This is a genomic window from Streptomyces sp. SCSIO 75703 (assembly GCF_036607905.1).
Classification (GTDB): Bacteria; Actinomycetota; Actinomycetes; order Streptomycetales; family Streptomycetaceae; genus Streptomyces.
On sequence record NZ_CP144555.1, the window covers coordinates 5,917,397 to 5,939,180 of the forward strand.

Consider the following 21,784-nt stretch of genomic DNA (forward strand, 5'->3'; position numbering starts at 1 on the left):
GCCCGCGGGGCCGCCCCACGAGAACCGGAGTCGCACCATGCACCTCGGACACCACCACGACGGCCCCGCCGCCGTCTCCGCCGACGCCCACCGGCCCGACGGCACCCGCCGCGCGCTGCGCATCGGACTGGGCGGACCCGTCGGTACCGGCAAGACGGCCACCGTCGCCGCGCTCTGCCGCGCCCTGCGCCAGGAACTCTCCCTGGCCGTCGTCACCAACGACATCTACACCCGCGAGGACGCCCGGTTCCTGCTCCGCGAGGCCGTGCTGCCGCCCGAGCGGATCACCGCCGTGGAGACCGGCGCCTGCCCGCACACCGCGATCCGCGACGACATCTCCGCCAACCTGGAGGCCGTCGAGGACCTGGAGGACGCGGTCGGGCCGCTCGACCTCGTCCTCGTCGAGTCCGGCGGCGACAACCTCACCGCCACCTTCTCCAAGGGCCTCGTCGACGCACAGGTCTTCGTGATCGACGTGGCCGGCGGCGACGACATCCCCCGCAAGGGCGGCCCCGGCGTCACCACCGCCGACCTGCTCGTCGTCAACAAGACCGACCTCGCCCGGTACGTCGGCTCCGACCTGGAGCGGATGGCCGCCGACGCACGGGCGCAGCGCGGCGACCTGCCCGTCGTCTTCCAGTCGCTGCGCGGCGAACGGGGCGTGCGGGACGTGGCCGACTGGGTCCGCGCCCGGCTGGCCGCGTGGACGGCGTGAGCGCGCCGGGCGGCGTACGGGCGAGGGCCGAGATCCTCGCCCGCGGCGACGGGAGCGGACGTACGGCCCTGCCGCTGCTCGCGGGGGAGGGGCCCCTCGCGGTGCGGCGGACCCGCGGCACCGGCGCCGGGGCCCGGGTCCTGCTCGTCGGCGCCATGAGCGGGCCGCTCGGCGGCGACCACTTCACGGTGACCGCCCGTGCGGCGGCCGGGGCACGGCTGAGCGTCGGCTCGGCCGCGGCCACCCTCGCCCTGCCGGGGCAGGACCGGGCCGGAGCCCGCTACGAGGTCCGGCTCACCGTCGACGACGACGCCGAACTGCACTGGCTGCCCGAGCAGTTGATCTCCGCTCACGGCAGCGACCTGTCCGTGGACACCCGCGTCGACCTGGCGCCCGCCGCCCGGCTGGTGCTGCGCGAGGAGCAGGTGCTGGGCCGCTCCGGCGAGGAACCGGGGCACCTCTCCAGCCGTCTCACCCTGCGGATCGGCGGACGACGCCTCCTGGACCAGGAACTGGCCTGCGGACCGGGCGCCCCGGCCGGCTGGGACGGTCCGGCCGGACTCGGCGGCCACCGCGCCGTCGGGCAACTCCTCGTCGCCCGTCCGGAGTTCGCCACCGACCGGCCCGGTCCCCGGGTACCGTCGGAGGGCGTGGCCGTGCTGCCGCTGCCCGGGCCGGCGGTGCTGGTGAGCGCCGTGGCGCCCGACGGGCTGCGACTGCGCCGCCTGCTGGACGAGGCGCTCGCGTCCCTGGGCTGAGGCCCGCCCGCCGAACACGGCTCTCCGTTTATCGGATTGGCAAAGAAGTGAGGCCGCCCCTGTTCCCGGGGAACGCCCAGCCACCAGGATCGGTCCTCGTGCTTGTCATGTCAGCAACGTGTACGGGGAGGGTCACTTGAGGAAGACAAGGCTGCACCGGGGGACCGGCCGGGCCGGCGCCGTCGGAGCGCTCGTCGCCGCCACCCTGATAGCCGGGACCGTCGTCGCGCCCGCCGCCGGCGCGGTCCCGGCCGCGACCTCGCAGGGACAGGGCCGGGACCGCGAGGCACGCGGCGTCGAGATCGCCGCCGCCCGCGCCGCCCGGGCCGGCGTCGACTGGCGGGACTGCCCCGCCGACTGGAACCTCCCCCGCCCGATCCAGTGCGGCTGGGTCACGGTCCCCGTCGACTACGCCCGGCCCGACGGCCGCCAGATCGACCTGGCCGTCGACCGCGTCGCGGCCACCGGCACCAAGGCCGAGCGCCAGGGCGCGCTGGTCTACAACCCCGGGGGACCGGGCGGCTCCGGCCTCCGCTTCCCCACCCGCGTCACCGGCAAGAACGCGGTGTGGGCCAACGTGGCCAAGGCGTACGACTTCGTGGGCTTCGACCCGCGCGGCGTCGGCAAGTCGGCGCCCATCTCCTGCGCCGACCCGCAGGAGTTCGCCCAGGCGCCCAAGCCTGACCCGGTGCCCGCCTCGGAGGCCGACAAGCGTGCCCAGCGCCAGCGGGCCCGCGCCTACGCCGAGGGCTGCCAGGAGCGCAGCGGCGACCTGCTGCCGTACCTGACGACGCCGAACAGCGCCCGCGACCTCGACGTCATCCGCGCCGCCCTCGGCGAGCGCCGGCTCAACTTCCTCGGCGTCTCCTACGGCACCTACCTCGGCGCCGTCTACGGCACCCTCTTTCCCGGCCACGTGCGCCGCATGGTCGTCGACAGCGTCGTCAACCCCTCCCGGGAGAAGATCTGGTACCAGGCCAACCTCGACCAGAACGTCGCCTTCGAGACCCGCTGGAAGGACTGGCAGGACTGGGTCGCCGCCCATGACGCCACCTTCCACCTCGGCACCACCCGCGCCCAGGTCCAGCAGCACTGGCTCACCCTGCGCGCCACCGCCGCCAAGGAGCCCCTCGGCGGGGTCGTCGGCCCCTCCGAGCTGATCGACTTCTTCCAGAGCGCGCCGTACTACGACTCCGCGTGGGTGCCGGTGGCCACCGTGTTCTCCCGGTACGTCGCCGGCGACACCCAGGCGCTGATCGACGCCGCCGCCCCCGACCCCACCGACACCGCGGGCAACGCCGCCGCGGAGAACGGCAACGCCGTCTACACGGCCGTCGAGTGCACGGACGCCAAGTGGCCCACGAACTGGCGCACCTGGGACCGGGACACCACCCGGCTCCACCGCGACCACCCGTTCATGACCTGGGCCAACACCTGGATGAACCTGCCCTGCGCCACCTGGCCGGCCAAGCAGCAGAACCCGCTCGACGTGAAGACCGGCAAGGGACTGCCGCCGGTCCTCATCGTCCAGGCCGAGCGGGACGCGGCCACCCCGTACGCGGGCGCCCTCGCCCTGCACCAGCGGTTCAAGGGCTCCCGCCTGATCACCGAACGGAACGCCGGTTCCCACGGCGTCACCGGCCTGGTCAACCCCTGCGTCAACGACCGGGTCGACACCTACCTGCTCACCGGCAGGGTCGACGCCCGCGACGTGACCTGCGCCCCGCACGCCACGCCCAAGCCGTGACCCGGGAGCGGACGGGGGACGAGTAGCCGGGCAAGCGGAGGGGGCGGCCGGTCGCGTACCGGCCGCCCCCTCCCGCGTCCGCCCCGGACCGCCGGTGCGTCACGGGCGGCCGGGGCCTCGCCGCCTCCTCGGCCGTCACCTCGCGTACCGGTCCACCCACTCCTGGACCCACAGCGTCCCGACCGCCCGCACGATCTCGTCGGTGACCGCGCGCGGCACCGCCTTGCCGTGCCCGTCCCGGCGCGGCGGGAGAAGTCCGGCGGCGGGCCGCGGCGATGACCACGGGGTGCGCCCGGGGCGGCCCGCGCCGCCGGTCGTCCCCACGTCCGCGGTCAGCGGCCCACCGGGTCCTCCCAGGCGCCGTCCCCCGGAGCCGTCAGGGCCAGGTGGCCGCCGTCGTCGAGGGGGGTCGGCACGGTGAGCGTGGCGACCTGCCCGGTGGCGTCGAAGAGGTGGATCTCGCCGTGACCGCCACGGGTGACGGCGGTGAACGGGGCGCCCGGCGAGGAGGCCACGGCCCGACGCTGCACCCCGTCCCACGGTGTCCCGCCGGGCCTCGGCGCGCCGTCCATGGGCGGCAGGGGGTGCCGGGCGCCGACGCGTGGCCCGCCGCCCGGGAGTCCGGCCGTCAGCAGGATCAGTTCGTCGCCGTCGGGGTGCACGCGCGCGTAGGCCACGTGGTGCGCGGCGACCGCGAGTCTGAAGACCAGTCCCGGGCCGAGCGGCAGGCGGCCGGTGCGGCCCTCGTCGAGGGTGTGGAACCAGGCGTCGTTGGTCCACTCCGGCCAGCGCCCCGGGTCCGTGGGGCCGCCGCGCACGCACGACCACAGGATCCGCCGCACGGGATCGAGCCGCAGGTAGTAGCCGCGTCCGGGCCCGGCCCAGGGGATCGGCTCCTCCATCAGCAGCCGGTCGCCGTCGCGCCGGGCCCGGTGCACTCCGGAGGACCCGGCGGCGAACAGCCGCCCCGTGAGCCGGTCGTAGGCGTCGCCATGGCCGTCGTGGTCGGGCAGCTCCGTCTCGTACGCGGGTACCGCGGGGGGAGCGGCGGGGGCGGCGTCCTGGAGGTCGTCGTAGCGGTACGTGGTCAGCGTGCCGGGCTCACGGTGCCGCAGGACGACGAGCGGGCCGCCGGAGCCGCACATCACCGTCACGCCCGGTTCGCCGGCCCGGGTACGCACCCGGACCGACCTGCCGCGGTCGAGGTCGACCGTGGTCAGCAGATCGGACCACGGCTCCCAGTTGCGGCCCAGACCCGTGGTGACCGCGAGCCTGCGGCCGGAGGTGTCGGCCGCGAGGTGTTCGGCCGGAGTGGCCACCGGCGCCGTCGCCGCGACCAGCGGGCGTCCCACGTCCGGGCCGTACGGGTCGAGGACGACGAGCTCGCCGGCGAGGTCGTCGACGAACGCCCAGCAGCCGCCCGGAAGGGCGAGGAAGCCGGCGTGCTCGGCCAGGTGCCGGCCCTCCACGACACCCGTCACCCGGCCGTCCGGCAGGTTCAGCACCCTGATGGATCCGGCGACTTGATCGGCTGTCAAGAGGCGCGGGGCGAGCGGCATGGCGGGACTCCCGGGGGTGGGGGAACGAAGAGGTTATTAGGAATGATTATCATGTGCCTTCGTGTGGTGGGGGAACGGCCCGGGGTGCCTCCGCCTCGCATCCGGATCCGCCCCGGGATCGTCACGGAGAGCCGAGAGTCGTATGTCACGCAGAATGCTGTGGGCCGTTCGCCGCTGTGCCGCCGCGGCCGTCATGGGGGCGCTGCTCGCCGGCTGCGGACCCACCGCCGCCGGGACCGGCGGCAAGGGGGGCGGCGGTACGGGGGCCCGGACCGAGGTGAAGGTGGAGCCCATCGAGGCCGCCCGCTCCGTCACCGATGTCAAGGGCGTCACCGTCGCCACGAAGGCCCCGCCGCGGCGCGTGGTCTGCCTCGTCGCGCTCTGCGACGACATGCTCACCGAACTGGGCATGACGCCCGTCGCCACCAACTCCGCGCTGCTCGCCCACCCGAGGTTCCTGGGCAAGGAGAAGGCCGCGACGATACCGGTCGTGCCGGGCGGCTTCCTCGCGCCCGAGGCCGAGGCGATCCTCTCCCACGAGCCGGACCTCGTGATCGGGCTGAAGGACACGCACGGCAAGCTCGCGCCGGCGCTGAAGGGCGCGACGGTGTTCTGGCCCGTTCAGCCGGACAGGTGGGAGGACAGCGTCGGCTACCTGCGCGACCTCGCCGCCCTCACCGGACGCACCGCCCAGGGTGAGGCGGCCGAGCGGGCGTTCCGCGCCAAGCTCGCCGAGGCCGAGAGCAGCAAGAGCGACAAGACGGCGCTCGTCATCTTCGGCGGCGACGAGAACTTCGGTGTCGCCACGCCCGGCAACGACGTCGCCGCCGGGCTCCTCCCCAAGATCGCGCACTACCCGTGGACGAGCCGCGGCGTGGACGGGACGTACAGCATGGAGGAGATCCTCGCCGCCGATGTCGACGTGCTGTTCGTCGAGACCCTCTCCTTCGGCGGCCCTTCGGAGGGCAAGCTCTCCGACAAGCTCGCCGGGAACCCGCTCTGGTCGCGCATCCCGGCCGTCCGGAACGGCGACGTCCACGAGGTCGACTCGGAGGCGTGGGCCAAGGGCCGCGGCACCCGGTCGCTCGGCCTCGTCCTGGACGAGGCGACGGCAGCACTGAGGTGACCGGACAAGGAACCGTGCGCCGGGTCGGCGCGGCCGTCGCGGTGTTGGTGGCGGTCGTCATGAGCGCGTTGTGCCTGGGTACGCCCTATGTGCCGCCCTCCGCACTCGCCGGCGTGCTCGGCGGGGACGGCCTCGCCGGTGTCGTCGTCACCGAACTGCGGCTGCCCAGGCTCGTACTGGCGCTCGTCGCCGGTGCCTGCCTGGGCGCCGCCGGGCTGGTCCTCCAGGAGGCTCTGCGCAATCCGCTCGCCGTCCCCGAGATGCTCGGCGTCTCCGGCGGGGCCGCGCTCGGCGTCGCGGCCCCGCTGGTCCTCGCCCTGACCGTGCCGCTCGCGGCGCAGCCGCTGCTCGCCATCGGCGGTGCGGCGCTCGGCGGTTTCCTGACCCTGCTCGCCGCCGGGTTCGGGCGCAGCCCCTCGGCCGTGCTGCTCACCGGCGCCGCCGTCGCCGCCGCCCTTCAGGCCGCGCTGCTCGTGCTGATGGTCCTGGCCGACCAGCTCGACCTCCAGCTCATCTACCGCTACCTGCTCGGCAGCCTCTCCGCCCGGACCTGGGACGACGTGACGGGCCTCGGGCCCTGGCTGCTCATCGCCGTTCCGGCGCTGGTCCTGTGCGCCCCGGTGCTGAGCGTGCTGCGGCTCGGCGACGACGACGCCCGTGCGCTGGGCGTACGGGTACGGCGGGCACGGCTGGCCGCGCTCGCCATCTCCGTGCTGCTCATCGCGCCGGTCGTCGCCGTGTGCGGGCCGGTGGCCTGGGTCGGGTTCCTCGCCCCCCACCTGGCGCGCCGGTTGCGTCCGGGCTCGGACGCGGTGGACCTGCTGCCGTGGTCGGCGGTGTGGGGCGCGCTGGTGGTGGCCTGCGCGGATCAGCCGGCGCGGCTCGCCCTGGCGCCGACCGAGACCCCGGTCGGCGCCTGGACGGCCCTGGTCGGCGTCCCGGTGGGCGTCGCCCTGCTGAAGGCGGGCCGCCGATGACGTACACGCGGATCCACGCCCGCCGGACCGCCGTGCTGGTGCTGCTTGTCGCCGCCGTGGCGGCTGCCGGACTGTGCGCCGGACGGGCGCTGTCGGTCCCCGGCGTCTGGGAGGTGCTGAGCGGCGGCGGCGATCCCATGGCCCGGCACATCGTGCTGCACCTGCGCCTGCCGCGCACCCTGGTGGCGCTGGCGGCGGGCGCCTCGCTGGGTCTGGCCGGCACGGTTCTGCAGTCGGCGCTGCGCAATCCGCTGGCCGGGCCGGAGGTCACCGGTGTCACCCCGGGCGCCGTCCTGGGCGCGGTGACCGCGAGCGGGCTGGGGCTGGCGGGCTGGGACTCCCCGGCCGCGGTGGTGGCGGCCGCGTGCCTGGGCGGGTTCTCGGGGGCGGGGCTGCTGTGGCTGCTGGCCGGGCGGGAGAGGGGCGACGCCACGCAGATGGCCGTGAACGGCGTGCTCGTCTCGGCGGTGCTCGCCGGATCGACCGCCATGGTGTTGCTCGTCGCCCCCGGCGAGCTGGGCAGCGTCGTCCAGTGGCTGGTCGGCTCCACCGAGGGCCGGGTGTGGGCCCACTGGCGCCTGCTGTGGCCCTGGGCGACCGCCTGGGCCGTCGCCGCCTGTGCCCTGGCGGCCCCGCTGACCCTGCTGCGCTGCGGTGACGAACAGGCCGCGGCGGCCGGGCTGAACACCGGACGGGCGAGGGCCGCGGGCCTGGTGTGCGCCGTGGCGCTCACCGCCGGGGCGGTCTCGGCCGTCGGCGCGCTCGGCTTCGTCGGGCTGTTCGTACCCCACTTGGCGTTCGCCCTCTTCGGGGCGGACCTGCGCGCCGCGCTCCCCGGGGCGGCGCTGGTCGGCGCCGTCGCGGTGGGCGCCGCGGACGCGGGTGCCCAGTGGCTGTCCCGGGCGGCCGCCGCCGCACTGGACATGGACCGGCTGAGCATCCCCGTCGGGGCGCTCACGACCTGTGGTGGCGCGGCGCTGCTGCTGATCGTGGCACGCCGCCGCACCACGAGTGAGGAGTGAAGGTGGACGTTGTCACGGAAGTCGAGACCAGGGGCGCGATACGGGTCGAAGGGCTCCGTTTCGGCTATCCGGGCCGGGAGGTCCTCGACGGGATCGACCTGGGCGTCGCCACCGGCGAGCTGGTCGCCCTCGTGGGCCTCAACGGCTGCGGCAAGAGCACCCTGTTGCGGCTCTGCGCCGGCCTGCTGAAACCGGCCGCCGGGCGGGTGCTGCTCGACGGTGACGACCTGCCCCGCCTCTCGCGGCGGGCAGCCGCCCGCCGGGTGGCCCTGTTGCACCAGCAGGCCCCCCAGGTGCCGGGCATGACGGTACGTCACCTGGTGCGCCAGGGCCGGTACGCGGCGCGGGGGCCGCTCGGCATGCTCCGCGACGGTGACGACGCGGTGTGCGCCCGGGCGATGGCGGATGTCGGAGTGACCGAGTGGGCGGACCGGCCGGTGGACGCGCTCTCGGGCGGTGAGCGCCAGCGCGTCCGGCTGGCCATGGCGCTCGCCCAGGACACCCGCGTCCTGCTGCTCGACGAGCCGACCACGTACCTGGACCTGCGTCACCAGCTGGAGGTCATGCAGACGGTGGTACGGCTGCGCGAGGAGCGCGGGCTGACGGTCGTGATGGTGCTCCACGACCTGGGACACGCGGCGCGGTTCGCGGACCGGATCGTGGCGCTGCGGCATGGCCGCGTGGCGGCGGACGGCCCCCCGGCCGAGGTGGTCACCCCGGCTCTGCTGGCCGAAGTCCTGGGCGTGGCGGGCCGGGTGGGCCGCGACCCGGAGGGGGGCTGGCCGGTGTGTTACCCGGATCACCCTCTCCCCCGAGGGTTGCGAAATGACAATCATCTTCATTAGTGTCGCTGTTGCGTCGCCGGTCCGGCGGCGCGGTCAACCCGTACTGAGCGGAGGCTCGTTCATGGAGCAGGACAAGGTGTTCACGCCGATCGCGGAGCAGGGACAGCTCGCCCACCTGTCGGCGACCCACTCCAACGCCCTCGTCGAGAACCCCTTCGACGACGCCGTCGAGGTGGACGCGGACAAGTAAGCCCGTCCGCGAACCTGGGCCCGCCCGGAACACCTTCCCGGGCGGGCCCGCCCAACCCCTTCACCCCCTTGTTCCCCTCGGAGGAATACTCGTGGCCACCGTGCGGCTCGCACCCGGCGTCGTCCTCGTCACCGTCCCCAGGCGGGGCCTCGCCGTCCGCACGCCCGACGGAAGCTTCCTGCGGGTGAACACGGGCACGGTGGGCGAGCGGGAGTTCCTCACCCACCTCGCCGACGGTGGTCCCGGAAGCCCCCGACTCCTCGCCCTCGAAAGGGCCTTCGAGGAGGCCGGCTACACCACCCGCACAGCGGCGCCCGCCCCGCTCGACGGGCGCACCGTGGTCGTGCTCGGCGATCCCGAGCTGACAGGGCCGCTCACCCGGTGCGTCCGTGACGCGGGAGCCACCGTGCGCAGCGACTTCCGCATCGAGGACCCCCACCGCACCGCCCTCGTCTGGTGCCTGAACAGGCCCGCCGCCGAAGGCATCTGGGAAGAGGCCGACGAGCTGCCCCAACGCGGCGCGGCCTGGCTTCGCTGCCACCGCGAGGGCGCCCACGCCTGGCTGGAGCCGCTTGCCTGCGCGCCCGGTGACGTCACCTCCGCGCACGTACGGCTGCGCCGGCTCGCCGCGACCCCCGCCCACCGCGAGCTGTCCGCCTACTGGGCCGGCCACGCCACCCCCGACGAGGCCCCCGGTCACTCGCGGGCGTCGGCCGCGCTCACCGCGGCACTGCTCACCGCGGACCTCATCGCCTGGGCGAACGGCGCGCCCCTGCCCGTGCGGCGCCGGCTGCGCCGCATCGACCTGCGCGACCTCACCATGACCGAGCACCCCGTCCTGCCGGTACCGCGCGTCGCCCCGCTGGACCCCCGCCGATGACGATCACCGTCCCCATCGACGGCCTGGCGACCGACGTCTGCCTCCCCCCGGCTCCGGGGCCCCACCCCACCGTGGTCATCCGCACCCCCTACGACCGCCGCCAACACCGCGCCGAACTGCGCGACTGGGCCGCCCGAGGCTTCGCCGCCCTCGCCCAGGACGTACGCGGCCGACACGCGTCGGACGGCGACTGGCACCCCTACGGCGCCCACGAACCCCAGGACGGCGAGACGACCCTCCGCTGGATCCGCGCCCAGCGCTGGAGCGACGGCCGCGTGGTCGCCGCGGGCGCCTCGTACGCCGCGCACTGCGCCCTCGTCACGCCCGGTGCCGACGCGGTGATCGCCGCCGTTCCCGCCCTCGGACTCGCCGAGACGGCCCGCGAGACCACCGGCCCCGAACGCCTCCAGGCCCGCGTCGGCTGGTGGTCCCGGCACGGTGCCCGGCACACCCGCACCCCGAGGGCGCTGGAACACCTCCCGGTCAGCGACATCCTGGACCTCCCGCAGTGGCCCGCCCTGTGGCACGCGCCCCGCCGCGTCCTGCCCGGGGCCCGCGTGCCCCTGCTCTGCGTCGGAGGCAGCCGCGACCCGTTCGCCGAGGACACCATCCGGCTCTGGCGGACCTGGCCCGGCCCCGCCCGGCTGCTGCTCGGCCCCTGGGGCCACCGGCTCACCGCCGAACCGGCACCCGAGGCACGCCCCGGCCACCGGCTCAACCTCGGTGAGATCCACACCGGCTGGGCCCGCGCCGCACTCGCCGGCACCCTCGCGGGCCGGACCGGCGCGATCGCGCTCGGCGGCAGCGACCACTGGTGCCGCCCCCGACCCGGCCACCTTGCCCCGCTCGCCTTCGGCACCCGTCTGCGTCTGCTGAACGGCGCCGACTTCGTCGCCGACCCCCACCACCCGGTCCGCTCCGACGACCTGAACGTCCCCGCCCGGGGCACCCCGGACCGCTGCCTGCTGCTGTCACCACCCCTGCCGCGCCCCCTCGACATCCTCGGCCCCGCCGCGGCCCGGCTGGACGCCCTCGCCGACGCTCCCTGTGCCGACTGGGCCGTACGGCTCGTCGCGCTCGACCCGGCCGGCCGGGCCGAACCGCTCGCCACCGGCATCGTGCGGCGCACCGAACCCGGGCCCTTCACCGTCCCGCTCGGACACCTGGCACGCCGCCTGCGCGCCGGGACCCGGCTCCGCCTCGAAATCGCCGGCCACCACTTCCCGGCGCACGCCCGCAACCCGCACACCGGCGAGGACCCGGTGACGGCCACCCGCCTGCTGCCCTCCCACCGCACCGTACGCACACGCGGCAGCGCCCTTCGCCTCCCTGTCGTCCGGGGCATCCGCCCCCTCGATCCCGCCCAGGAGATCCAGACGTGACCATCGAATCCCTCGCGGACCCCGTCTGCGGGCTGATACGCGGCGTCGAGCCCGTACCGCACCCCACCGGAGCCCCGCCCCGCTACACCGCGATGACCGCCGACGTCTCCGACGCCCGCCGGTTCGGCGCGTGGCCCGCCGACCGGGTCTCGCTCGGCACCACCTTCGGCGACCCCGCCGGCGCACGGATCGCCGCCATCGCCGAGGCCGTCGAACGGTACTGCGGCAACCGAGTGCCCCCGCAGGGCCACCCCGACGCGCCGCGTCGGGCCACCGCCGCCGAACTCACCGCCGAGGGAAGGCGCCTGTACGGCCCGAGCGACGTCCCGGCCTACGCCCCCTGGCAGTACGCACGCGCCGACTTCCCCTACCGCCCCCTCACCCCCGACACCCCCGCCCTGTGGGCCCGCGGCACCGAGGACGGCGAGGAGTGCTGGGCGCCCGTCGCCCTCACCCACCTCAACTGGCGGCAGGGCGAGCACCGCCTGCTCCCGCGCACCCACCACCTCAACTACGCGGGCATCGCCACCGGACAGGGCCTGGACGACGCCGTCGAACGAGCGCTCCTCGAAATCGTCGAACGCGACGCCCTCGAACTGTGGTGGCACCTCGACGGCCCGGCCCGCGGCATCGACCCCGCCAGTGTGCCCGGCCTGCTCGACGACCTCGCCGGCACCGACCTCGACGTGTGGATCGTCGAGATGCCCTCCGAGTTCGCCCCGTGCATGGCCGCACTCGTCCACGATCCCGCCCGCGGCATCCACGCCGCCGGTTTCGCCTGCCGCCACGACCCCGCCGAAGCCGCCCGCAAGGCGGTCCTCGAAGCGGTCCACACCTGGGTCTTCACCCAGGGCACCACCGACGCCGACGGCTGGGTCTTCCAGGCCGTCGACGCGGGCATGCTGGCCCGCGGCCTCTACCTCGACCACCGGCCCGACCGGCGCTACCTCGACGCCTGCGGCGAGGACTTCGCGGCCGTACGCGACCTGGGAGCCCACGTCCAGGTATGGCTCGACCCGCGCATGGCCCCCTACGCCCGCCGCTTCACCGACCCGGCGCTCGGCACCGTCCCCGTCACCGCCATCGCCCCCACCACGCCCTCCGCCCTCACCTCCCACCTCGCCGGCCACCGCGTGATCACCTTCGACCTGACCACCGAGGACATCCGTGAAACGCCCCTGCGCGTCGCCCGCGTCCTCGTGTCCGGCCTCATCCCGAACCAGCCCGCGGCCTTCGCCTACCTCGGCTGCCCGCGCTTCGCGGAGCAGGCGCTGTCCCGACGGTGGCGCACCAGCGCGCCCGCCGCCCCCACCGACTTCACCCTCGCCCCGCCGCCCCACATGTGATGACGTCCCTCCACACCGCCCTCGCCCTCGCCCGCCGCGGACAGCCGCCCGGCCCCGACATCCCGGCAGGCCACCAGGTCACCCCGTGGCCCGGGGAGCCCCACCCGGTCCCGCCGCGCCTGGACCGGCTCCTGCGCCTGTCACTCGGGGGCGGCCGGCTGCGCCCCGCGGCCTCCGCCGGCGCCCTGCACCCGGTCAACACCCATCTCCTCCTGGGCCCCGACAATACGGTCCCGCCCGGCCGGTACGCGTACGACCCCGTACGGCACCGCCTGCTCGCGCGCGGCACCGTAACCGCCGGCGCGCCGCCGGGCGCGGTCGCCGTCCTCACCGTCACCGCGCGGCGCACGGTCTCCCACTACGGCCATCGAGCGTGGCCGCTGCTGCTCCTGGACACCGGGCACGCGACCGCCGCCCTCGCCCTCGCCGGTGCGTCGCACTGGTGCCCGGACGCGGACGTCACCCTCCTCGCCGCAGCGGCGGGCCTCCCGCCCGACTGGCACGGAGCCGAGCCGGAACACCCGCTCGCGGCCGTACGGCTCACCCCCGGGCCGGCCGACGCCCTCGACCACTGGGCGGCCCACGCCCCCGGCGCCCCGCCCCTCCCGACGTCCCACACCCCGCCGCCCGTGCTCCGGGAGGCGTGGCGCCTCCTCGGTTCCCTGCCCGGCACCACGACCTGGCGCCCCACAGCGGCTCCCGAACTGCCCGACGCCACCCTGACGTCCCGCCGCAGTGCGCAGCCGCCCTTCCCGGGCGTGCCCGCCCGGACCCTGCTGGAACAGGTCCTGGCGACCGCCCGCCGCACAGCCCCGGTCCCGTGGCGCCTGCTGACCGCCCGCCCCCGGGGCACAGCGGCGGCTCCCGCAGGCGAGGCCGCGCCCGCGGACCTGGCCGCCCGGGCCGCGGGCCAGTCACTGCTCGGACAGGTGGGCGCCCTGCTCGTCGCGCACGGCTGCCCCGACGACGCACCGCCCGCCCGGGTGCGCCGGGACCACGTGCTCGCGGGCCACGGTGCCGGCCTCGCCCAAGCGGTCGCCACCCACCTCGGCCTGGCCTCGCGGCCCATCGGCTCCTGGCAGCACGGCCCCTGCGGCCCGCCCCACATCGTCCACGCCCTCGCGCTGGGCGTCCGCACACAGCCCCCAGAAGGGACCGACCGGCCATGATGGTCCACCCGGAACTGCTGCGCGCCGCACGGATCGCGCGAGGCCCCCTCCTCGGTGCCACCGCTCTGCTCGGCGCCGTGGCGGTCACCCACCTCGCCCAGGCGGTGCTCCTCGCTCTGGCCCTGGCCCGCATCGCGCGCGGTGAGGTCTCCGCCCTGCCCGCCCTGCTGGCCGCGGTCCTCGCCACCGTGGCCGTCCGCGCCGTCCTGGGGCACCGCCAGCGCGTCCTCGCCGTCCGCGCCGGGGCACGCGTACGGATCGGCCTGCGCGACGAACTCCTCGCACGCCTCGCCGCCCTCGGGCCGCTGCGCGGGGCGGACCACCGCGCGGGAGCCGTACGCGCCACCCTGGTCGACGGTGTGGAGGGCGTCGACGCGTACATCTCCCGCTACCTCCCCCAGCTCGCGGTCACCTGCGTCCTGCCGCTCCCGCTCCTCGCCGCCGTCGCCGCCGTCGAACCGTACGCACTGCTCGCCCTCACTCCGGCGCTCCTCCTGGCCCTCTTCGCCCCGCGCTGGTGGGACAAGCTGCTCGCCCGCCGCGGTCGGGAGCACTGGGGCTCGTACGAGGCGCTGTCCGCGGACTACCTGGAGGCGCTCCAGGGCATGCCGGCGCTGCGGGCCGCCGGCGCGGTCGCCCGCACCCGAGCACGCCTGGAGGAGCGTTCGGCGGCGTTGCACCGTGCCACCGTCGCCAAGCTGCGGGTCTCACTCGTCGACACCGGCATCACGGACCTGGCCGTCCAGGGCGGCACGGTCGCCGCCGCGCTCGTCGCCTGTGCCTCCGCCGCATCCGGCCGGACCGCCGCCACCGGCACCTACCTCGTCCTCATGCTGGCCTCCGAGTGCTTCCGCCCGATCCGGGACCTGTCGCGCGAGTGGCACGCGGGCTACCTCGGCCTCTCGGCCGCCGACGGCATCACCGAACTCCGCACGGCGCGACCAGCCGTACGCGACGAAGGCACCGAGCCGGCTCCGCGCCAACCGCCCGAGATCCGCTTCGACGACGTGAGCTTCACCTACCCGGGCACCGCGGGCCCCGCGCTGCGCGGGATCACGTTCACCGCCGACCTGGGCCGCACCACAGCCATCGTCGGTCCTTCCGGCGCCGGCAAGTCGACGCTCCTCGCGCTCCTTTCGCGCCAGTGGGACCCGGACGCAGGGAACATCACCCTCGACGGCACGGACCACACCGCCCTCACCCTCGCCTCCCTCCGGCGCGGCATCGCGGTCGTCTCCCAGGAGACCTACCTCTTCCACGCCTCCGTCGCCGACAACCTCCGTCTGGCCCGCCCCGACGCGACCGACGAGGAGCTGTACGCCGCCGCCGGCGCCGCCGGCGTACACGACGAGATCACCCGGCTGCCCGACGGCTACGACACACAGGTCGGCGAGCGTGGCGCGACGCTCTCGGGCGGCCAGCGCCAACGCCTGGCGCTCGCCAGGGCCTTGCTCGCGAACGCGCCGGTCCTGGTCCTGGACGAGGCCACGAGCGCGGTGGACGAGCACCGTGAGTCGCGCATCGTCCGCGAACTGCTCCGCGCCGCGCGCGGCCGCACCTGCCTGGTCGTCGCCCACCGCCTCACGTCCGTACGGGACGCCGACCGGATCGTCGTCCTGGACGGCGGCCGGGTCGACGGGGTCGGGACGCACACCGGCCTGCTGGCACAAGACGGGCTGTACGCGCGGCTGGTGGCCGCGGGACGTGTTCAGGAGGCGGCGTGAGCAGCGAGGTGACCGAGACCGAACGCGGCTCCCTGCGGGCCCTGCTGCCGGTGCTGGCGGCGCACAAGGCCATGACGGCACGGACCTTCGGTGCGGCGCTCCTCGATCAGGCGGCGCTCGTCGCGCTGGTGACGCTCGCCGCGCACACCGTCGGCACCGCGGTCATGGAACACGCCGTCCCGGCACCGGCCACCGTCGCCGCACTCCTCGCACTGGTCCTGTCGCGGTCGCTCGCCACCTGGCGGGAGATGGACCTGTCGCACGACCTGGCGTACCGGGTGCTGGCCGAGCTGCGGGTACGGGTCTTCGACGGGCTGGCCCGCAGCGCGCCCGCGCGCCTGGCGGGCCGACGCAGCGGCGACCTCGCGGCGGCGGCACAGGCCGACGTGGAGGCGCTGGAGTTCTTCTACGCGCACGCCGTCGCCCAGATCCTCGCCTCCGCCACCGTCTTCACGGCCGGCGCCGCCGTACTGGCCGTGGTCGACACCTGGCTGCTGGCGCCGATCATCCCCGCTGCCGGGTTGCTGGTGCTCGCGCCGCTGTTGGACGGCCGGGCGCGGGCGGCGCGCGGTGCCCGCACGCGCCGGGCAGCGGCCGAGCTGTCCGCACAGGCCGTCGAGACCGTGGACGGGCTACGCGAACTGCTCGCCTTCGGCGCGCTGGAGCGGCGGCGCGCCGGTCTGCGCGAGCAGGGCGAGCGGCTGGGCAAGGCGCAGAGCGCGGAGCACGCGTGGGAGGCGGGCGCGGCGGCGGTGCGCGACCTGCTCGTGGTGGCGGCGGTCGTCGGCGTGGTCGGGACGGCCGCGCACTCGCTCAGCGGGGCGTGGGCACCGGCGGCCATGGCACTGGCGCTCGGCGTGCTCGCCCCGGTCGCCGACTCCGCCGCCGCGCTCGGCCAGGCGGCCGGGCTGCGCGCGGCGGCGTCCCGCGTCGGCGCGGCGATCCGCGCCCGGGCGGGGGCGCCCGCGCCCGCCTCGCCCCGCCCGGCGCCGGCCGGACCGCTGGGCGTCCGGATGCGGGGGGTGCGCTTCGACTACGGCGGGGCGCCCGTGCTCGACGGCCTCGACCTGACGGTCCACCCCGGTGAGACGCTCGCGCTGGTGGGCGCGTCCGGATCCGGCAAGTCCACCTGCGCGCATCTGCTGGCGCGCTTCTGGGACCCCACGCAGGGCGCCGTCGAGCTGGTCGGGGCCGACGGCTCGACCGTCGACATACGGGAGCTGGCCGAGGAGGAACTGCGCCGTACGGTCTCGGTCGTCGGCCAGGACACGCCGCTCTTCCACGGCACGCTCGCCGACAACCTCCGCCTGGCCCGCCCGGACGCCACCGAGGACGAGCTGCACGAGGCGGCCCGCGTCTGCGGCGTCGACCGGATCGCGGCGGGCCTGCCCGACGCGTACGCAACGCGGGTCGGCGAGCGCGGCACGACGTTCTCCGGCGGACAGCGCTCCCGCATCGCCCTGGCACGGGCGTTGGCGGTGCGCCCGCGGGTCCTCGTCCTGGACGAAACGACGGCCCAGCTGGACACGGCGGGGGACGCGGAGCTGTCCGCGGCGCTCACGGCCGCCTCCCGGGGGCGTACGACGGTGGTGATCGCTCACCGGCCGACGACCGTGCGGCGAGCGGACCGGATAGCGGTCCTGGAGAACGGCCGGATCGCGGAGACGGGCACGTGGGACGAACTCTCCCGCGCGGGCGGGGCGTTCTCCCGGGTGCTCAATCGGTGAGCGGGGGAGGGGCCACCCGACCGCGGACGGGTCCGCGAGGCGGTGCGCGGTGTCCTTGCCGCCCGCCGGCGCGATGACGGCGGACCGGGGACGTCACGACGCGCGGGCGGCAAGGACGCCCGGGGCCGCTCCCGGTACGCCTCGCGCTCCGGCCGGTGCCCGGGGCAGCCCGGGTCGCCGTGCGCCCGCCGGGCCGGGCGGCCGTGGCGGCGCCCACCGCCCGGCCAGGGGCCTTCGGGCCCCGTCACAAGGCCGTGGCGCGCGTGTTCGCGGCTGCCGTCGACGCGGTGGGAGTCCCGGGGGAGGGGCCGAAACCGGGTCGGGGTACTGCCGGCAGCCGGGAACGTGGCCGCTGGGGCCGACGGCGGGAGCGGGCCGGAGCCGCTCCCGCCAACGCGCCGCGCGCCGTCCGACGCCAGGCGACAAGTGGCACCGGGACGGGGTCCTCGCCGAGGTCCGGGGCCGGCGGCGCCGCCCGTGGCGGGCCGCGGACGAAGGCGGGAACGTCCTCGGCGGGTGGCCGCGGAACCACCGCGACGCGTCCGCCGCCGGACGTGTCGTCCGCAGGCCTGGGGAAGCGGACCCGGCCGGCACCCCGGGCGTTCGTCCCCGGTCCGGCCCGGTGGGCGGACCGGGGACGTGGCGCGGGCCAGGTGCGTCTCAGTACGTGGCCCGGCCGCCACTCGCGTCGTAGACCGCGCCCGTGGAGAAACTGATGTGCTCGGAGCAGAGCCAGCCGATCAGCTCGGCGATCTCCTCCGCCCTCGCGAAGCGTCCCATCGGCGTCAGGGCCTGGGAGCGGGCGAGTACCGCCGGATCGGTGTCGGCGTTCATCGGGGTGCTGACGGCCGCGGGCGCCACGGCGTTGACCAGGACGCCGGTGGTGGCGAGTTCCTTGCCCAGGGACTTCGTGAGGGCGACGACCGCTGCCTTGGAGGCCGAGTAGGCGCTCTGGGCGGGGTTGCCCTCCTTGGCCGCGATGCTCGCCAGGGTGACGATCCGGCCCCAGCCCGCCCGCACCATGCCGGGAACGACGGCGCGGCACAGGAGGAAGGTGCCGTCGACGTTGACGCGGAAGGTGGTGCGCCACTCCTCGGGGCCGAGTTCGGCGAGGGGGCGGGCCGGGCCCACGATGCCCGCACTGTGCACGAGCACGTCGACCCGGCCCAGGCTGCCGACGAGCGCGTCGACGGCTTCGGGGTCCGTGACGTCGAGCCGCACGTCCGCGCCCGGGGCGAGGTCGGCGGTGACGACCCTCACGCCCTCGGCGCGCAGCCTCGCCGCGGTCGCGGCGCCGATCCCGCCCGCTCCGCCGGTGACCAGGGCCAGGATTCCGTCCGGGTACCTCATGCCGATCCTCGGGGGTTGAGCGTCTCGATCAGGAAGCCCAGGCAGGGGACGGAGTCGTAGTAGGCGTACCGGACCCCGCCGCCCCGCACGGACGCGCCTTCCTGGCAGGTCTCGATCCCCCGGGCGTGCAGGTCCTCGCGCACCGCCGCGTGGTCGTCGACCGCGAACCGGATGTGGTGCAGCCCCTCGCCGCGCTCGTCGAGGAAGTCCCGCCAGATGTTGCCGGTGGTGCGGGGGGCGAGGAACTCGAGTTCGATGCCGTGCAGGTCGTAGAGCAGGACCCCGACCGTGGCGTCGATCTCCCGGCCCCGGTAGGTGGTGCGGCGGTAGGTGTTCTCGGCGCGGGTGAGGGGGTCGAGGCCGAACACCCGGCGCATGCCGTCGGCGGCGGCGTCGAGGTCGCGGACGACGACGCCGATCTGGTCGGGCCTGCCCAGCGGCGGGGCGTTCACGCGGCGACCCCCCGTTCGGCGCCGACGTCGGCGAGGTGGCGCGCGGCGATCCATCCGAAGGTCATGGCGGGCCCGAGGTTGATGCCACCGGCGGGGTAGTGGCCGCCCATCACGCTCGCCTGGTCGTTGCCGACGGCGTAGAGCCCGGGGACCGGTGCGTCCCGGTCGTCCAGGACCCGGGCGTGCTGGTCGGTGGCCAGCCCGGCGAAGGTGCCGAAGCTGCCGGGCACGATCCGCACGGCGTAGAACGGGCCCTTCTCCAGGGGGGCGAGCGAGGGGTTCGGTCGCACGGCCGCGTCGCCCCCGTAGCGGTTGAAGGGGGTCGCCCCCCGTCGGAAGGCGGGGTCCTCGCCGCGGCGTGCGGACGCGTTGAACTCCTCGACGGTCGCGGCGAGTCCGGCGGGGTCGATGCCGCAGGCGAGCGCGAGTTCCTCGATCGTGCGGCCACGGCGGAGATAGCCGTTGCGCAGGTAGGGCAGGAGCGGGACGGGGCGGGGCTTGGCCATCCCCAGCGGGTAGCGGCGCACGAACCGGGCGTCGGCGACCTGCCAGGCCTCGACCGGCTCGTCGCCCGGGGTCGCGGCGATCATCGCCGCGACGTAGTCGTGGTAGCCGTCGGCCTCGTTGACGAACCGCCGGCCGTCGCGCAGCACGCCGATGCTGCCGGGCTTGGCACGGTCCATGATGTGCGGGAACACGCCGGTGCGGCCGTTGCGGTAGGGCACGAGGGAGACCGGGCACCAGGCGGCGGGGGAGGCCAGTCCGGTGCGCAGCCGGCCCCCGGCGGACTCGCCCAGGGTGATGCCCGTGCCGTCGGCCTCCTCCGGGGCGAGGGTCCAGTGCCGCTCCCCACGCGGGAACAGCTCACGGCGCCGGGACTCGTCCTGCGGGAATCCGCCCGCGGCGAGCACCACGCCCCGTGCCGCGGTGAGCCGCAGCGGGCCGTCCGCCGTGGCCGCCACGACGCCGGTCACCCGGCCCTCCCGGCGGACCAGTTCGGTCACCGGGGACGACACCCGGATCTCCACACCGGCGTCCAGGGCCGCGCGCAGCAGCCGGCCGACCAGCGCCGTGCCGTTGACCAGTTGCGTCCCCCGGCGCTTGGTGGCCAGGTCGAACAGGTGGCGGCCGACCCGGCGGGTGGCGTGCAGCAGCCCGCGGACGTCGCCACGGGACGCGGCGAGGAATCCGGCCAGGTCCGGCCCGGCCATGATCCCCATGCCCAGGAACGAGGTCTCGTACAACTGGCGGCGCAGCAGGCGCGCCACGTCGTCGCCGAGCCGGCGGAGGTCGGCGGTGGCGGGGGCCACGGACCGGTGCCCGGTGCCGGCACCGGGCAGAGCGCCGTAGATGTCGCAGATCTTCGCGCCGGGCACGAAGGTCAGGGCGGTGCGGTCGTGGAAGAAGCGCACCATCTCGGGAGCGGCGGCGAGGAAGGCGTCGACTCGGGCCGGTTCGTAGTCGTCGCCGAGCGCCGCGCGCAGGTAGGCGCGGAACTCCTCGGCCTCCTCCCGGACTCCGCCGGCCCGCGCCAGGGGGTTGCCCGGTGCCCACATCCACCCGCCGGACCAGGCCGTGGCGCCGCCGCAGACCGGGGCACGTTCGAGGACCACGACCCGCAGGCCGTGGTGGGCGGCGGTCACCGCCGTGGCGAGCCCGCCCGCTCCGGAGCCGACGACGACCACGTCGTACTCCTGGGACGGCGGGGTCGCGGGTGTCCGGGTGGTCATGACGTCCTGCCTCTCTTGCGTCCCGGGGCGACTGTGTGCCGCACCGTCCAGGACTATGTGCGATACGGGATATAATCGAAGCTCCACTGTGCTGTCAGGTGACTATATGTGGCGGGCGGGGCAGCGCAAGCCCCGTCGCCGGAAAGGTCCGCCCATGGACATCCGCTGGCTCGAGGCGTTCATCGCCGTCGCCGAGGAACTGCATTTCGGCCGCGCGGCGGCGCGGCTGAGGCTCGCCCAGTCCCCGCTCAGCCAGACCATTCGCAAGCTGGAGAAGGAGCTGGGGGCGAAACTGTTCGAGCGCAGTACCCGCAGCGTCGCCCTCACCCCGGCCGGAGAGGCGTTCCTGCCGCACGCCCACCGTGTGTTCGAGGAACTGGAACTGGGGCGGCAGTCGACCCGGGCCAGCGCGGGGGAGGTGTACGGGACGGTCTCCATCGGCTTCTCCGGCGCCCTCAACCACCTCACGCTGCCGCCCCTGACCAGGGCGGTCCGCCAGCGCTACCCCGCCGTCACGCTGTCGCTGACCGGACGGGTCATGACCCGGGACGGCATCGAACAACTGGAGAGGGGCGGCCTGGACATCGCCTTCGTCGGGCTGCCGATCGCCCCGTCCTCGGTGCGGACGCGGCTGATCGGCCGGGAGCCGCTGGGAGCCGCCCTGCCCATCGACCACCCGCTGGCGCGGGAGTCCGCGATCCGCCTCGTGGACCTGGCCGGGGAGGGGTTCATCACCACGCCGGCCGCGGTCGGCTCGTCCTTGCAGGAGTCGACGCTGCAAGCGTGCGTCAAGGCCGGTTTCCGGCCGCGCGTGGTCCAGGAGATCACCGATCCGTACATGATCCTGACCCTGGTGTCGGCCGGCGTCGGTGTCGCGCTCATGCCGTCCGGTATCGCGGAGATCATGTCCTCGGCGGCCGTCTTCGTGCCGCTGCGCGAGGAGCCCCTCTACATGGACCACGCCCTGGCGTGGCGGGAGGACAACCCGTCGCCCGTGCTGCGCGCCGTCCTCGAGGTCGCCGAGGAGGTGCTGCCCACACCGGGGCCATGATTATGTGTCCGGAACACAAAGTTTAAGTGAAATC

The 21,784-nt window shown here is 75.6% G+C and carries 19 protein-coding genes; 15 read left to right on the forward strand and 4 right to left on the reverse strand.

Translation table 11 applies throughout. From position 1 onward, the window contains the following. Positions 1-37 precede the first annotated feature (37 nt). The 3 genes from ureG to VM636_RS26135 all read left to right on the forward strand — a co-directional run bounded on the left by ureG (position 38) and on the right by VM636_RS26135 (position 3,220). Complete coding sequence (gene ureG / locus VM636_RS26125; RefSeq protein ID WP_030418597.1) at positions 38-715, forward strand: urease accessory protein UreG; 678 nt, start codon at positions 38-40, stop codon at positions 713-715. Beyond that, positions 703-1,473: an urease accessory protein UreD gene (locus VM636_RS26130; protein WP_030418596.1), complete on the forward strand. Its 771-nt coding sequence runs from the start codon at positions 703-705 to the stop codon at positions 1,471-1,473. The genes ureG and VM636_RS26130 overlap by 13 nt, the downstream gene beginning before the upstream one ends. 136 nt (positions 1,474-1,609) lie before the next feature. Continuing rightward, entirely contained in the window at positions 1,610-3,220 is a 1,611-nt protein-coding gene (locus VM636_RS26135; protein ID WP_030418595.1) for an alpha/beta hydrolase, read from the forward strand. A gap of 332 nt (positions 3,221-3,552) precedes the next feature. Here the strand turns inward: VM636_RS26135 and VM636_RS26140 are convergent, their stop codons facing one another. Continuing rightward, positions 3,553-4,779 carry a hypothetical protein gene (locus VM636_RS26140; protein WP_030418593.1) on the reverse strand — a complete coding sequence of 409 codons (1,227 nt, stop codon included), beginning with the start codon at positions 4,777-4,779 and terminating at the stop codon, positions 3,553-3,555. A gap of 142 nt (positions 4,780-4,921) precedes the next feature. Here VM636_RS26140 and VM636_RS26145 point away from each other — a divergent pair, with 142 nt between their 5' ends. The 11 genes from VM636_RS26145 (at position 4,922) to VM636_RS26195 (ending at position 17,167) form a co-directional block, all read left to right on the forward strand. Then, positions 4,922-5,905: an ABC transporter substrate-binding protein gene (locus VM636_RS26145; protein ID WP_338485875.1), complete on the forward strand. Its 984-nt coding sequence runs from the start codon at positions 4,922-4,924 to the stop codon at positions 5,903-5,905. A 59-nt stretch (positions 5,906-5,964) separates the two neighbouring features. Then, positions 5,965-6,882, forward strand: coding sequence for an iron ABC transporter permease (locus VM636_RS26150; protein WP_078855733.1), 918 nt, complete (start codon positions 5,965-5,967; stop codon positions 6,880-6,882). Then, on the forward strand, positions 6,879-7,904 hold the full coding sequence (locus VM636_RS26155) for an iron ABC transporter permease (RefSeq protein ID WP_030418590.1): 1,026 nt from the start codon (positions 6,879-6,881) through the stop codon (positions 7,902-7,904). The genes VM636_RS26150 and VM636_RS26155 overlap by 4 nt, the downstream gene beginning before the upstream one ends. Continuing rightward, entirely contained in the window at positions 7,901-8,749 is an 849-nt protein-coding gene (locus VM636_RS26160; RefSeq protein WP_199809335.1) for an ABC transporter ATP-binding protein, read from the forward strand. The genes VM636_RS26155 and VM636_RS26160 overlap by 4 nt, the downstream gene beginning before the upstream one ends. A 61-nt stretch (positions 8,750-8,810) precedes the next feature. Further along, positions 8,811-8,939 (forward strand): streptamidine family RiPP, encoded by a 129-nt coding sequence (amiA, locus tag VM636_RS26165; protein WP_267882400.1) that lies wholly within the window; start codon positions 8,811-8,813, stop codon positions 8,937-8,939. Between the two features lie 91 nt (positions 8,940-9,030). Then, entirely contained in the window at positions 9,031-9,819 is a 789-nt protein-coding gene (locus VM636_RS26170) for a hypothetical protein (RefSeq protein WP_030418588.1), read from the forward strand. Then, positions 9,816-11,201 (forward strand): CocE/NonD family hydrolase, encoded by a 1,386-nt coding sequence (locus VM636_RS26175; protein ID WP_053914085.1) that lies wholly within the window; start codon positions 9,816-9,818, stop codon positions 11,199-11,201. The genes VM636_RS26170 and VM636_RS26175 overlap by 4 nt, the downstream gene beginning before the upstream one ends. Next, a complete protein-coding gene (locus tag VM636_RS26180; RefSeq protein ID WP_053914084.1) occupies positions 11,198-12,547 on the forward strand; it encodes a YcaO-like family protein in 1,350 nt (449 codons plus the stop codon). Before VM636_RS26175 ends, VM636_RS26180 begins: the two co-directional genes overlap by 4 nt. Then, positions 12,547-13,716, forward strand: coding sequence for a hypothetical protein (locus VM636_RS26185; RefSeq protein WP_053914083.1), 1,170 nt, complete (start codon positions 12,547-12,549; stop codon positions 13,714-13,716). Before VM636_RS26180 ends, VM636_RS26185 begins: the two co-directional genes overlap by 1 nt. Beyond that, positions 13,713-15,440, forward strand: a complete 1,728-nt coding sequence (locus VM636_RS26190) for an ABC transporter ATP-binding protein (RefSeq protein WP_053914082.1) — start codon at positions 13,713-13,715, stop codon at positions 15,438-15,440. The genes VM636_RS26185 and VM636_RS26190 overlap by 4 nt, the downstream gene beginning before the upstream one ends. Before the next feature lie 71 nt (positions 15,441-15,511). Next, positions 15,512-17,167, forward strand: coding sequence for an ABC transporter ATP-binding protein (locus VM636_RS26195; RefSeq protein WP_234340449.1), 1,656 nt, complete (start codon positions 15,512-15,514; stop codon positions 17,165-17,167). Positions 17,168-17,827: 660 nt separating this feature from the next. Here the strand turns inward: VM636_RS26195 and VM636_RS26200 are convergent. From VM636_RS26200 to VM636_RS26210, 3 genes are read right to left on the reverse strand one after another with little or no spacing between them, the layout of a single operon-like run. Beyond that, positions 17,828-18,517, reverse strand: a complete 690-nt coding sequence (locus VM636_RS26200; protein ID WP_030418582.1) for an SDR family NAD(P)-dependent oxidoreductase — start codon at positions 18,515-18,517, stop codon at positions 17,828-17,830. Beyond that, complete coding sequence (locus VM636_RS26205) at positions 18,514-18,969, reverse strand: VOC family protein (RefSeq protein WP_030418581.1); 456 nt, start codon at positions 18,967-18,969, stop codon at positions 18,514-18,516. The genes VM636_RS26200 and VM636_RS26205 overlap by 4 nt, the downstream gene beginning before the upstream one ends. Next, entirely contained in the window at positions 18,966-20,699 is a 1,734-nt protein-coding gene (locus VM636_RS26210; protein ID WP_053914080.1) for an FAD-dependent oxidoreductase, read from the reverse strand. The genes VM636_RS26205 and VM636_RS26210 overlap by 4 nt, the downstream gene beginning before the upstream one ends. Before the next feature lie 154 nt (positions 20,700-20,853). Between VM636_RS26210 and VM636_RS26215 the strand changes: the two genes are divergently transcribed. Further along, positions 20,854-21,750 (forward strand): LysR family transcriptional regulator, encoded by an 897-nt coding sequence (locus tag VM636_RS26215; RefSeq protein ID WP_030418579.1) that lies wholly within the window; start codon positions 20,854-20,856, stop codon positions 21,748-21,750. Positions 21,751-21,784: the final 34 nt, after the last annotated feature.

Coding starts and splice junctions, on each gene's coding strand:
- VM636_RS26185 (WP_053914083.1), top strand. CDS start 12,547: ATGACGTCCCTCCACACCGCCCTCGCCCTCGCCCGCCGCGGACAGCCG.
- VM636_RS26150 (WP_078855733.1), top strand. CDS start 5,965: ATGAGCGCGTTGTGCCTGGGTACGCCCTATGTGCCGCCCTCCGCACTC.
- VM636_RS26175 (WP_053914085.1), top strand. CDS start 9,816: ATGACGATCACCGTCCCCATCGACGGCCTGGCGACCGACGTCTGCCTC.
- VM636_RS26145 (WP_338485875.1), top strand. CDS start 4,922: ATGTCACGCAGAATGCTGTGGGCCGTTCGCCGCTGTGCCGCCGCGGCC.
- ureG (WP_030418597.1), top strand. CDS start 38: ATGCACCTCGGACACCACCACGACGGCCCCGCCGCCGTCTCCGCCGAC.
- amiA (WP_267882400.1), top strand. CDS start 8,811: ATGGAGCAGGACAAGGTGTTCACGCCGATCGCGGAGCAGGGACAGCTC.
- VM636_RS26215 (WP_030418579.1), top strand. CDS start 20,854: ATGGACATCCGCTGGCTCGAGGCGTTCATCGCCGTCGCCGAGGAACTG.
- VM636_RS26155 (WP_030418590.1), top strand. CDS start 6,879: ATGACGTACACGCGGATCCACGCCCGCCGGACCGCCGTGCTGGTGCTG.
- VM636_RS26195 (WP_234340449.1), top strand. CDS start 15,512: ATGACGGCACGGACCTTCGGTGCGGCGCTCCTCGATCAGGCGGCGCTC.
- VM636_RS26190 (WP_053914082.1), top strand. CDS start 13,713: ATGATGGTCCACCCGGAACTGCTGCGCGCCGCACGGATCGCGCGAGGC.
- VM636_RS26210 (WP_053914080.1), bottom strand. CDS start 20,699: ATGACCACCCGGACACCCGCGACCCCGCCGTCCCAGGAGTACGACGTG.
- VM636_RS26140 (WP_030418593.1), bottom strand. CDS start 4,779: ATGCCGCTCGCCCCGCGCCTCTTGACAGCCGATCAAGTCGCCGGATCC.
- VM636_RS26200 (WP_030418582.1), bottom strand. CDS start 18,517: ATGAGGTACCCGGACGGAATCCTGGCCCTGGTCACCGGCGGAGCGGGC.